9 protein-coding genes are annotated in these 12450 nt (G+C 49.4%); all 9 read left to right on the top strand.

All coding sequences use genetic code 11. The features are described from left to right. Window positions 1–2: 2 nt before the first annotated feature. Entirely contained in the window at window positions 3–869 is an 867-nt protein-coding gene (gene ispH, locus LQE92_RS00815) for a 4-hydroxy-3-methylbut-2-enyl diphosphate reductase (protein WP_231061119.1), read from the top strand. Then, a complete protein-coding gene (rpsA, locus tag LQE92_RS00810; RefSeq protein WP_231061118.1) occupies window positions 850–1965 on the top strand; it encodes a 30S ribosomal protein S1 in 1116 nt (371 codons plus the stop codon). The genes ispH and rpsA overlap by 20 nt, the downstream gene beginning before the upstream one ends. Window positions 1966–2117: 152 nt before the next feature. Next, complete coding sequence (locus LQE92_RS00805) at window positions 2118–3044, top strand: dimethylarginine dimethylaminohydrolase family protein (protein ID WP_231061117.1); 927 nt, start codon at window positions 2118–2120, stop codon at window positions 3042–3044. Window positions 3045–3112: 68 nt separating this feature from the next. Continuing rightward, window positions 3113–4843, top strand: a complete 1731-nt coding sequence (locus tag LQE92_RS00800; protein ID WP_231061116.1) for a peptide ABC transporter substrate-binding protein — start codon at window positions 3113–3115, stop codon at window positions 4841–4843. A 156-nt stretch (window positions 4844–4999) separates the two neighbouring features. Beyond that, the gene (locus tag LQE92_RS00795; RefSeq protein WP_231061115.1) at window positions 5000–5917 is read left to right on the top strand and encodes an ABC transporter permease; all 918 of its coding nucleotides are present in this window, start codon (window positions 5000–5002) and stop codon (window positions 5915–5917) included. A gap of 12 nt (window positions 5918–5929) precedes the next feature. Next, on the top strand, window positions 5930–6844 hold the full coding sequence (locus LQE92_RS00790) for an ABC transporter permease (protein WP_231061114.1): 915 nt from the start codon (window positions 5930–5932) through the stop codon (window positions 6842–6844). A 12-nt stretch (window positions 6845–6856) separates the two neighbouring features. Further along, window positions 6857–7891 carry an ABC transporter ATP-binding protein gene (locus tag LQE92_RS00785; protein WP_231061113.1) on the top strand — a complete coding sequence of 345 codons (1035 nt, stop codon included), beginning with the start codon at window positions 6857–6859 and terminating at the stop codon, window positions 7889–7891. Then, window positions 7884–8849: an ABC transporter ATP-binding protein gene (locus tag LQE92_RS00780; RefSeq protein WP_231061112.1), complete on the top strand. Its 966-nt coding sequence runs from the start codon at window positions 7884–7886 to the stop codon at window positions 8847–8849. The genes LQE92_RS00785 and LQE92_RS00780 overlap by 8 nt, the downstream gene beginning before the upstream one ends. A gap of 57 nt (window positions 8850–8906) precedes the next feature. Beyond that, window positions 8907–12443 carry a M14 family metallopeptidase gene (locus LQE92_RS14500; RefSeq protein WP_231061111.1) on the top strand — a complete coding sequence of 1179 codons (3537 nt, stop codon included), beginning with the start codon at window positions 8907–8909 and terminating at the stop codon, window positions 12441–12443. The last annotated feature ends 7 nt before the right edge of the window (window positions 12444–12450 follow it).

Genomic DNA, 12450 nt, shown 5'->3' with positions numbered 1-12450 from the left:
TCATGAAAGTAGTGGTAGCGAAGACCGCGGGATTCTGTTTTGGAGTAAAGCGGGCAGTTGACACCGTTTATGAACAGGCAGCCCGGGCGGAGGATAACGAAGAGGAGAAGCCTATCTATACATATGGCCCGATCATTCACAATGAAGAGGTGGTCCGCGACTTGGAGGAAAAGGGAGTCCGCGTCTTAAACAGTGAAGAGGATATCGGGAAGCTGTCAGGCGGTACTGTGATCATCCGGTCCCATGGGGTCAGCAGACGGGTGTATGAGCTTCTCGAAAAACAGGGAGTGAATGTGGTTGACGCTACTTGCCCTTTCGTAAAGAAAATCCACAAGATCGTCAAAGAGGAGTCTGAAAAAGGAAAGACGATCGTGATCGTGGGAAGCGGGAACCATCCGGAAGTGGAGGGAATCCGCGGCTGGTGCAGCAAAGAGGCTTTTGTGGTGGAAACGCCGGAAGAGGCGGAAAAGCTTAGATTTCCGGAAGGGACAAAGCTTTGCATCGTGTCACAGACGACATTTAATTACAATAAATTTCAAGTTTTAGTTGAAATAATATTAAAAAAGAGTTATGATAGTATCGTTGTGAATACTATCTGCAGTGCTACCCATGAACGTCAGGCAGAAGCAAGGCAGCTCGCCTCCAAAATTGATGTGATGCTGGTAATCGGCGGAAAGCACAGCTCTAATACCCAGAAGCTATTTGAAATCTGCAGAAAGGAATGCAACAATACTTACTATATTCAGACTATCCGGGATTTGCAGGAGCAATGGCTGGAGGGCAGACGAAGCGTAGGTATTACAGCGGGGGCATCCACCCCGAATCATATCATAGAGGAGGTTCATAGGAATGTCAGAATTAAGTTTTGAACAATTACTGGAAGAATCATTGAAAACAATCAGAACAGGAGAGGTAGTCACTGGCACAGTTATCGGTGTTAAAGAAGATGAGATCATCTTAAATATAGGTTACAAGTCAGACGGCATCATCAGCAAGAATGAATATACGAATGACTCCTCTTTGGATCTTACTAGTGTCGTAAATGCAGGCGACGAAATGGAAGCCAAAGTCCTGAAGGTAAACGACGGCGAAGGGCAGGTGCTCCTGTCGTACAAGAGACTGGCCGTTGACCGCGGGAACAAGCGTCTGGAAGAAGCGTTTAACAGCGGAGAGGTCCTGACTGCCAAAGTGGTCCAGGTGCTCGACGGCGGGCTCAGCGTGAACGTGGAAGGCGCCAGAGTATTTATACCGGCTAGCCTTGTATCCGATTCTTATGAGAAGAATCTGGACAAGTACGCTGACCAGGAGATTGAATTTGTCATCACAGAGTTCAATCCCAGGAAGAGAAGGATTATCGGCAACCGCAAACAGCTGCTCATGGCGAAGAAAGCGGAGATGCAGAAAGAGTTGTTTGAGCGCATTGAGGTTGGACAGACAGTAGAGGGTATTGTGAAGAATATCACGGATTTTGGCGCGTTCATCGATCTGGGCGGTGCTGACGGGCTGCTTCACATTTCTGAAATGTCCTGGGGCCGTGTGGAGAACCCGAAGAAGGTCTTTAAGGTCGGCGAAGAGATCCGGGCGTTTATTAAAGATATCAATGGTGATAAGATTGCACTCAGTCTCAAGTTCCCTGAGGAAAATCCCTGGGTTCGTGCAGCTGAGAATTATGCAGTGGGCAATATCGTGACGGGCCGCGTGGCCAGGATGACCGATTTCGGCGCATTCGTGGAGCTGGAACCCGGCATCGATGCTTTGCTCCACGTATCCCAGATTTCCAGACAGCATGTAGAGAAACCCTCCGATGTACTTGCCATTGGAGAGGAGATTGAAGCTAAGGTTGTGGATTTCAATGGGGAAGACAAAAAGATCAGCCTGAGCATGAAGGTGCTGGAAGCACCTGCAGAACCGGTAGCAGATGAATTCATAGAGGAATCCGGCGAAGAGGCAATGACTGAAGAATAATGATGTGATAGCGACGACGCCTTTGGAAAGATTTTCCAGAGGCGTTTTGTTTCTTACGTATTATAATTGACAAAATAATTGGTTTTTTGTATAATTATTCATTGGGTGCGTCGGCACCAGTGTTTGGAAAATTTGGGAAAGAGGTGGGATATATGTATGGAATAACAGAGGGAAGCTTCCGTGACGATATGCCGCGGCTTTATGGCGACTGGGGCGTGGATTCCGAGATAGGAAAGCTGCGGGCAGTGCTCATGCGCCGGGCAGGTAAGGAAATAGAAGGAATTGAAGATCCGAAAGCCATGGCGATGAAAGAAAACTGGGATCCGGAGAAGGTTCGCTACCAGCAGGACGTGCTTGCGGATATCTACAGAAGTAACGGCGTGGCGGTCCATTACATAGAGGAGATGGGAGACGATTACCCGAACGGGATTTATGCGAGGGATTTGGTCCTTATGACTCCCGAAGGAGCAGTTGTAGCCCGTCCTGCAGCAGAATGTCGTGTGGGAGAAGAAGTATATGCGGCGAGACAGCTGTCGAAGCTGGGTGTACCGATCATAAAAACCGTCCATGGAACAGGTATATTTGACGGAGCCTGTCTTTTGTGGATGGATGCGGAGACCTGCATGCTGGGGTATGGCCTGCGCTGCAACCAATCCGGTATGGAACAGGTGGAAGCAGAACTGAAAGCCATGGGAGTGAAGCACGTTATCAAAGTGGAGATTCCCAGAGGAATGGCACATCTGGACAGCTTTATGGCGTTTGTGGATTACAGAACGGCTCTGGTGCTGCGGATGGCGGCGCCGAATACCGTATATACAGAGCTTGAAAAACGTGATTTCAATATCGTTGATATTCCGGATCTGGGAGAGTTTGCAGGATTCTGCCAGAATCTGGTCGCGCTGGAGCCGGGAAAAATCGTGATGCCTGCTGGCTGCCCCAAGACAGTGGCTGCTCTGGAGAAAGCCGGGGTGGAGGTAATCCAGACTGATGTCAGTGAGGTAATGAAGGGCAATGGCGCGATCCATTGCATGACGGCCTTCTTAAAACGTGATAGCGTCCCCCTGTATCTGCCCGAATGACCCGGTTAGGGTTGCGGGAAAGGACTGGGAATGTTATAATTAAAAGGAGAGACAAGGAGGATACAGTAATGAGAAAGAAATTGATAAGTGCATTATCACTGCTTCTCGTGGTAGTTATGCTGGCATCCTGTGGTGCCACAGGAAAGACAGATAAAGACGAGACAAAGGCAAAAGGGACAGAAGCAGGCGGTGAAACGAAGAGCACGGAGGCGGTGAATACAGGAACAGGAGTGACGATCCGTATTCCCTTTGCGGCGGAGCCTTCTTCCCTGGACCCCGGGTTCGGGAACAGCTCTGACAGTATTTGCCCCAGAGGTATCATGTATGAAGGACTTGTCCGTATATATGACAATAAGATTGAGCCGGCTATCGCGGAATCCTGGGATATCAGCGACGACGGCCTTACCTATACCTTCCATTTAAGAGACACGAAATGGGCGGACGGCGAGCCTGTGACAGCACAAGACTTTGAATACGGGATCAAGCGTCTTCTGGATCCCAGTGAAGATGCGCCCAACGGAAACTATTCCTGGATGGGATATTATTTCAAGAACGGCGAGGAGTTCAACAACGGTGAGTGCACCGCCGATGAAGTGGGCGTAAAGGCTTTGGATGAAAAGACTCTGGAGATTACAGCGGTGAGAAATATGCCCTATTTCCTCGACCTCATGAAAATGCCCTGTTTCTATCCTGTCCGCCAGGATATCGCAGAGCAGTACGGTAAGGATTATGCTTCTTCTCCCGAGACCGTAGTGTGCAACGGACCTTTCGTATTGAAACAGTGGGATCATGAAAGCAAGCTGGTATTTGAGAAGAACCCCGGATACTGGAATGCGGATGCCATCAATGTGGACACGATCGAAGCGTATATCATTTCTGATGAAAATACGATTATGGATATGTTTGACAATGGGGAGCTGGACATCACCAATACGATTCCCAAGGAGCAGATCCAGAAATATATTGATAACGGTGAGGCTGTAAATATCGTAGGCGCTACCATCTGGTATTCCGTCATCAACGTAAAGACGGACCGCGGAGATGCTTCTAAGCTCCTTCAGAACAAGAGCTTCCGTCAGGCATTCTCCTATGCCATTGACAGAGAAGGTCTTGTCGAGGCGGCGAGAGGCGACGGTTCCTTTGCTGTGACCAGAATGATGCCGGATCTGATGTCGATCTGCGATTCCACATGGGCAGAGAAGTTCCCGCTTGAGAATCCCCTTCCCACGTCTGCTGATACCGACAAAGCGGCTGAGCTTTTTGAACAGGCACTTTCGGAGACAGGCCTGAGCAAGGACAGCCTTCCCAAGATGACCATTCTGACCTTTGATGAAGGGGCGGCCAAGACATCCGCTACCATTCTTCAGAACGTATTGAAGACAAACTTCAATATTGACGCGCAGATCGATACTCAGACCTATTCTGCAAGACAGGATAAGGAGAACCAGGGTGATTATGATTTCTGTATCACCAACTGGGCGCCGGATTATAACGATCCTATGACTTTCATGGAATGCTACAGCAGCGGAAGCAGCTACAATATGTACTTCGGCGGATTTGAAAATGCGGATTACGATGCGCTGATCAAAGAAGCAAATACCACGGATGATATGGAGAAACGTGCGGAACTTCTGTTCCAGGCAGAGACACAGGCTCTGGACGAGATGTTCTGTGTACCGCTTTTCCAGACCAGCGGCTACTGGGGCATGAAGAAGACGCTGACAGGTGTTTCCAAGTGCGGTTTTGGCGCGAATGACCCTGATTTTGCGAGAGTGAAATATGTGGGGGACGCACAGTGATCCATTTTTAGTGAGACCTGATCGGTTTCCGGTTGTTTAGTAATTGGCAATATAAGGATGCCTTCGCGGCCAGCCTTTTGGCGGGAGGCATCCTTATATATTATTCCTTGCTCCCGTCGGGAAAGAGGACACTATATTCAGAAAAAGGTAGAGAGTATGGTTAAATACATAGTTAAAAAGATTTGTGTTGCATTCCTTACAATCTTCATATTGGTCTCTGTGGTCTTTCTGATGATAAGACTTCTTCCCGGCGACCCTTTTAACGATGTGAAGGTGCCCAAGGCCACTCAGGAGAAGATGCGGTCGTATTATGGTCTGGACAAGCCTCTCCATGAGCAGTATCTGACTTATATGAATAATCTGCTCCATGGCAATATGGGATACAGCCTCCGGACACAGAACCGTACTGTTAATGAAATTATTGTAAAAGCGTTTCCCTATTCACTGGATCTGGGAATCCGGGCTCTGATATTTGCGGTGGTTGCCGGGCTTGGCCTAGGCATTCTGGCCGCTTTAAAACATAATAAATTCTGGGACCATTTCAGTATGACCATAGCGGTCATCGGGATATCGGTACCAAGTTTTATCATAGGAAGCCTCATCCAATATGTATTTGCGGTGAAGCTTAAGATACTGCCGGTCGCGCTGTGGGAAACAGAGGCGTCCACGATTCTTCCGACCTTTGCCCTGGGACTCGGTTCTGTGGCCAGTGTGGCGAGGATCATGCGTACCAGTATGCTGGAGATTTCCAATGAGGATTATATCAAGACCGCAAAGGCGAAGGGACTCAGCAATTTTGAGATCACCAGAAAACATAAGCTGCGCAACTCGCTTCTGCCTATTGTGACGGTTCTTGGTCCCATGGTGGCAGTCCTCCTTACAGGTACTTTTGTAATTGAGAATATTTTTGCGATTCCTGGTCTGGGCAAACACTATGTGAACAGCATCCAGACCCTGGATTATCCGTTGATTCTGGGCATGACTCTGGTATACAGTGTGTTTTTGATCGTCATGCAGCTGTTTGTGGATATTGTATATGGACTGGTAGACCCCAGGATAAAATTGTATCAATAAGGGGGAGCGGATATGGAAGAAAATAAGGAATTGTTTGAATTTATAGAGCATTCAAATGCGGAAGCAGAAGAGCTGTACGGCCCCAGTGTCACCTATTGGAAGGATGCCTGGCGCCGTTTGAAAAAGAATAAAGTGGCAATGTTCGGTGTTGTGATTCTGGTCCTTCTGGCTATCATGGCCATTTTTGGTCCGATGATGGGCAAATATAATCATGCGGACGTGGACCTCATCAATACCAACAAATGGCCGAGCGGAGAGCATTGGTTTGGAACTGATGATGTAGGGCGTGATATCTGGGCCCGCGTATGGATGGGAGCCAGAGTATCGCTCTTCATCGCATTGGTCGCTGCGGTGGTCCAGAGCACCATCGGCGTGATCATCGGGGGCATCAGCGGTTACTTCGGAGGAAAGCTGGATACGTTCATCATGAGAGCCACCGATGTGATTGACTCCATTCCCTTTTTGGTATATGTGATCGTGATCACCATGCTGTTCGGAACGGGTATGCTGCCGATCATCATGGCGTTTGCGCTGACGGGTTGGATAAAGATGGCGAGGCTTGTCCGCGGACAGGCGCTGCAGCTGAAGACCCAGGATTACGTGGTGGCGGCCACCGGACTGGGAGCCAGCAAATGGAGGATCATCATACGCCATATGGTGCCGAATATGCTGGGAGTCATCATTGTGACGCTGACGATGAACATACCGAACGCTATTTTTACGGAGGCTTATCTGAGTTATATCGGTATCGGCCTGCAGCCGCCGCTTACCAGCTGGGGCCAGTTGGCCGACGCGGGTTCCAAGGTGATGAAAGCGTTCCCTTATCAGCTGATTATTCCGGCTGTTTTTATCAGCGTCACCATGCTGTCTCTGCAGCTTTTGGGAGACGGTCTCAGAGATGCGCTGGACCCGAAACTCAGGAAATAAGGAGGCTGTCCCATGAAGGAAGAACAAGTATTATTACAGGTTGAAGACCTGCAGGTGTCCTTTGACACCTATGCCGGTGAAGTAAAGGCGGTTCGGGGAGTTTCCTTTGAGGTACATGAAGGAGAGACTCTGGCGATCGTAGGCGAGTCCGGTTCAGGAAAGAGCGTAACGGCCCAGGCTGTGATGCGGCTCACGCCGGACGACCAGATTCAGTATAAGAACGGCCATATTCGGTTTGAAGATACAGAGGTCCTTAAGGTTTCTCAGAAGGAAATGGAGAAAATCCGAGGTGCGAAGATTGGAATGATTCTCCAGGATCCGCTGACCTCTCTGAATCCTACGATGCTTGTAGGCAAGCAGATTGCAGAAGGCCTGATAAAGCATCAGCATCTCGACAAGGCCGAGGCTATCAAGCGTTCAGTGGAAATGCTTAAGATGGTGGGGATTCCCAATGCGGAGCAGAGGGCATGCCAATACCCTCACGAATTTTCGGGGGGGATGCGTCAGCGTGTCAGCATTGCCATCGCGCTGGCCTGCAATCCGAAGCTCTTGATCGCGGATGAACCGACCACCGCTCTGGATGTGACGATTCAGGCTCAGATTCTGGAGCTGATGAAGGACCTTCAGAAGCGTTTGGGCACTTCTATCATATTGATTACCCATGATTTAGGCATTGTTGCGGATATGGCTGAGAATATTGTGATCATGTATGCGGGGCGTCTGGTGGAAAAAGGGAGCTGCAAGGATGTATTTTACCGGCCGGGGCATCCCTATACCTGGGGACTTTTGGAATCGGTCCCGAAGATTGACCAGGCAAGTAAGGAAGAGCTTGACAGCATACCCGGGACTCCGCCGGATCTGCATTCGGATATCAAAGGATGTCCATTCAAAAGCCGCTGTAAATATGCCATGAAAATCTGCTATGAGCAGGCTCCCGAAGCTTTTGAGCTGGGAGAGAAGCATACGGCCAGCTGCTGGCTATACCATGAGAATGCGCCTGAGGTGAAGAATCCGATTACGAACAGGGAGTGTAAATCCGATGAGTGAAAACATGGTGGAAGTAAAGAACCTGAAGAAATATTTCAATGTGGGCAAGGGGAAAGAGCTAAAGGCTGTGGACGGCGTCAGTCTCTTTATCCGCAAAGGAGAAACCCTGGGTCTTGTAGGAGAATCTGGCTGCGGAAAGTCCACCTTGGGAAAGACCATAATGAAATTTTACGAACCCACGGAAGGACAGATTCTGTTTCAGGACAGGGACATCACGAAGCTTTCCAGAAGAGGATATCTGAACTTTACAAAGGAAGCTCAGATGATCTTTCAGGATCCGTATGCTTCCCTGGATTCCAGGATGACGGCAGGAAGTATTATTTCCGAGGGCATGGATATCCATAAAATCTGCTCCAGTAAAAGCGAGAGGCAGGAAAGAGTATATGAGCTTTTGAACCTGGTAGGGCTAAACAAGGAGCATGCCAATCGTTTTGCCCATGAGTTCTCCGGCGGACAGAGACAGAGAATCGGAATCGCCAGGGCACTGGCGCTGAATCCGGAGTTCATTGTCTGCGATGAGCCGATTTCCGCGCTGGACGTTTCCATTCAGGCTCAGGTGATCAATCTGCTCTTAAAGCTTCAGGGAGAGCTGAATTTGACGTATTTATTCATCGCTCATGATTTGAGCGTGGTGAAGCATATCTCCGACCGTGTGGCGGTGATGTACTTGGGAGCGATCATGGAGGTCTCCGACAGTCACAATTTTTATATGAATCCGCTGCATCCTTATACGGAGGCGCTTCTTTCGGCCATACCGATTCCGAATCCGGATGTAACGCGGGCCAAAAAGAGGATTCTTCTGGAGGGAGACGTTCCCAGCCCTGTGAATCCCAAGCCGGGCTGCAAGTTCGCGTCCCGGTGTAAGCTGGCGAAGCCCTCCTGTTTTGAAAAGGCTCCGGAGCTAAAAGAAGTGGAACCGGGGCATTTTGTGGCGTGCCATATGGTGTCAGGAGAATAGAACTATAAATGAAATCGAATAATCACGGTAAATAATCACGGATAAGGGGAAAAAGAAGTGAAATGTTTATGCGAGCTCTATACAGAGCAGGGATTATTGGAAAAGAGCTCCGGGCTGCTTATAAACAGGCCGGGCATTTTCTGTTTGGAAAACAGGGAACAGGAGCGGTTGTTTGTCAATCTGGCTGCCCGTATTGGCGTGGAGTGCTCCGGGATGAAACGGCCCGTCTGCAAAAGTGAGCCGGAGCTTGCCGTCCGCCTGTCACGGAATCAGGAACTGGGAGCCGGAAACGGCCGGATCTTATTGTCCTGCGGAGGTGTGCTGGCAGAGGCGGGAAGCCAGCGGGACCTGGAGAGTCTGACAGAATATCTGGTCTGCCGTTTTCCTGAAGCTCCCGGAGGAAATGTGAGAAGGCTGAGGGAACATTTGGCAGAAGCTTTTTCTGCGGAGATATGTGTGGAGGAAGTGCGGATTCATTTTCCGGAAGGCAGAATCACAGGTGTAGTCTATCGGGAGGACGGATCCAGGAAGGAACTGGACGAAGAATGGCTGGAAAAACTGGCTGCTGATTTCGGCGATTCGAAGGAAGAAGATTCCTGCAAATCCTATGATGCGCTGAAGCCTGGTCTCTCTCAGAATTTAAATAAGCGGATCCATATGGAGAAGGCCCATATTCTGGATGCGGACAGTTTATTGTCGTTGGCGCTGTCCATAAGCCTTCGGAATTTTGAAACGGTTTATCCCCTTGCTGCGGCCGAATCAACAGATGATGCAGAAGGAATAGAATACCTCCGTTTCCAGGAGGAGGATACGGCGAGAATCCTCTTTCAGGGAAACGATACCGTGTTTGCTGGAAGCAAAGAAACGCTTCCGGAACTATTGTCCTCCTGGATGGAAAGGTCAGAAGAGCTTCGGGATCAGAACTGGCTGGAGGATCTGTCGGCACTGGCCGGTGGAAGAAAGGAAGTTGGGCAGGCCGCCGCGTTTTTGACAGGGAAGGAGAAAGCGGAAAAACAGGCAGAGCTGGTCACAAGGGAGTATACGGCCGGAATTATGGATGAGACTTCTTTTGAACGTTATCTGACGGAACGAACCGGCGTGCCTGTGGACGTGAAGAAATGCCAGACGGGACGGGAAGTAAAGCGATGGAATTTTACGCCTGTCTGGGAGGGAAAGGAATTCTGGGAGAAATTCAGCCAGAAGGCGCTGCCATTTTTTTCGAAAGGAGATGTGGTGGAAATTTCCGGACGGCTCAGTGAAGATGCGGATGTCAGAAGGCGTATGGAAAAAAGGCTTTGCGACGCCGTTGAGGCAGCCGGGGCCAGAGCGGACCACGTTTCTGTCTGCCGTTCTTTTAAGTCCGGAAGCTGCTGGATAGAGGAATCGGTTCTTCCACGTTTGAAGATGCTGGGAGATATAAAGAGAATAGAGATTGATTTTTCATACTTTGTCAATGAATTGGGCGAAGAAGAATTTGAAGACGAATCCGCCCCCAATTATGGGGAACATCAGGACAAGCCTCATAAATGGTTCGATATTCCGACCAGATGGCTTCAGGAGCTGTTCCCGGTGGATGAGGTTCTGGCGGACGGTCTTTCAATCTCTACCGATGCCGTTGCCTTCCGCCGCGCCGATGATCTGGGGCATACTTATAGAATTCGGGCCTACGGTGCGGAGGATGCTGAGGTGTTCTCAGATACCTTCGATGTGAAATATGTTGAAAAATATTATATGAACCGTTATCCTGTGATCGGGAAGACCCATGTGACAACCGGGTGGATAATCGTAAAGAAGAACGGCAGAATTCTCCTGGACGAGCAGGTTGAGACGGATACGGAAAGAATCTGGACAGCTATGGAGGATACAGTCCTGCCGGATCTGGAAAAGCTTTTGACGGACAAATATACAGTGGACGGGCTTGTAGGTGCCCAGCCGCTTTTCAACCGACTTCAGCTGAATATTTCGATGAGTGAAGTGGACTATGATACGGGAATCCGTGAGGAACGCGTATCGACCACGGAGAATATGCAGGAGGATATGTATTTCTATCTTCTGGACTGGTTTAAGACCTTTGGGGAACGGGAGTGCGGCCGAGGTCTGGATAATGTGGGACTGATCATTCCGGAGATAAAAAATGTGAAGGAAGAAGACTCCCGCTTTGAGGTGATTCTCTATGAGGATTATGCGGAAGAACCTTATGGAAGCTTCGACGGAAAGATCTGTCCCATCGAGCAGGAAAAAGTGAAGGCAGAGCCGGTTTCACTCCATTTTGAAGGCGATACTGCGGTTTTACTCATGGAGATCAGAACAGAAGGGGAAGAAATACAGAATTCATGTGCCTCATCCGCTCTTTCCCGCCTGAGAGTCGCAGGAGAGCTTTTGGAGAAGGGCATCTTGAATTACTGTCCGGATACTCCGTGGAGGCTGATATACAAGGGCTGCGGGGAAGAGGCAGTCCTGGATATCCTGCCTGCCGGGGAGAAAGCCTCGGTGCTTAAGGAAGAAGAGAAAGACCGGATACTCCGGGAGGACGTCATTGATTATGCGGGATATAAAGAGCTTCTTACTTATTACAGCCGGTATCCGGAACTGAAAATACGCCCCGTGGAAACCACTTATCAGGGACGGAAGATTTTCTATATCGAATATATTAAAAAAGATGCGGGCATCCTGTATGCTCGGAATAAGCTGATGACCAACCGGCTCATGATCTTGTTTAACGGCCGGCATCACGGCAATGAGGCTTCCAGTGTGAATTCTGCATTCCTGCTGCTCGACCGTCTTCTGAAGGACGAAAGCCTCAGAGACCAGATGGATACAGTGAATGTATTGACGCTGCCCTGGGAAAACATCGATGGCGGGGAGCTCCACTGTACGGTGCAGAAGGAGAATCCGAAGTGGCTCTGCCATCCAGCCAGGTATAACAGCGCCGGCTTTGAATTCCGGAAGGATTATAACAATCCGGATACCATTTACGGAGAATCCCGCGCCGTGGTCAAGCTCTGGAGAAAGTGGCTGTTTGATGTAGTGACGGATAATCATGGATTTGAGGGACACGAACTGGTCCAGCCTTTTTCCGGATATATCTCCCCGTGGTATAAAGGCTTCTGGATTCCCAAGGCTCTCTATTACGGTTATATCTGGTTTGATGAGAGTAATCCCTATACGATTTCTTTTGGAAACCGGGTGAGAAGCAAGGTGGCTGATTATATCAATGAGGATCAGGAAATCTGGGAGCGGAACAAAGTCTGCCAGGAACGGTTTTACAAATATGCGGAGAAATGGTTCCCCACCATGTTCCGCACAGAAACTTATAAAGATGTGATTTTCTACTGGATAGAAACCAACAAGCAGAAACGGGCAAATAATTTTAATTTGAGTAATCCGGAGATCACGACGCTGGACTGGACTACGGAGGTGGCCGACGAGACGGTGACGGGGGATGATATGTGGCTGAATGCCAGAGCGCATCTGCTGTCGGACCTGGCTCTGTTTGAGGTTCTTAAAGAGACGGATCTGATATCGGAATGCCGAGTATCGGAACGGCATGGACATTATACGTATACAAAGTTTCGCAGACGCCCGCTCATGTGAGCGCCGG

The organism is Lientehia hominis (assembly GCF_021044755.1).
In the GTDB taxonomy this organism is placed as follows: Bacteria; Bacillota; Clostridia; order Lachnospirales; family Lachnospiraceae; genus Lientehia; species Lientehia hominis.
This window is presented reverse-complemented; position numbering and strand designations above follow the sequence as displayed.

What these genes read in the sequence shown, in the direction of transcription:
- LQE92_RS00780 (WP_231061112.1), top strand. Translation starts at nt 7,884, where the DNA reads ATGAGTGAAAACATGGTGGAAGTAAAGAACCTGAAGAAATATTTCAAT.
- rpsA (WP_231061118.1), top strand. Translation starts at nt 850, where the DNA reads ATGTCAGAATTAAGTTTTGAACAATTACTGGAAGAATCATTGAAAACA.
- LQE92_RS00800 (WP_231061116.1), top strand. Translation starts at nt 3,113, where the DNA reads ATGAGAAAGAAATTGATAAGTGCATTATCACTGCTTCTCGTGGTAGTT.
- ispH (WP_231061119.1), top strand. Translation starts at nt 3, where the DNA reads ATGAAAGTAGTGGTAGCGAAGACCGCGGGATTCTGTTTTGGAGTAAAG.
- LQE92_RS00790 (WP_231061114.1), top strand. Translation starts at nt 5,930, where the DNA reads ATGGAAGAAAATAAGGAATTGTTTGAATTTATAGAGCATTCAAATGCG.
- LQE92_RS00805 (WP_231061117.1), top strand. Translation starts at nt 2,118, where the DNA reads ATGTATGGAATAACAGAGGGAAGCTTCCGTGACGATATGCCGCGGCTT.
- LQE92_RS00785 (WP_231061113.1), top strand. Translation starts at nt 6,857, where the DNA reads ATGAAGGAAGAACAAGTATTATTACAGGTTGAAGACCTGCAGGTGTCC.
- LQE92_RS00795 (WP_231061115.1), top strand. Translation starts at nt 5,000, where the DNA reads ATGGTTAAATACATAGTTAAAAAGATTTGTGTTGCATTCCTTACAATC.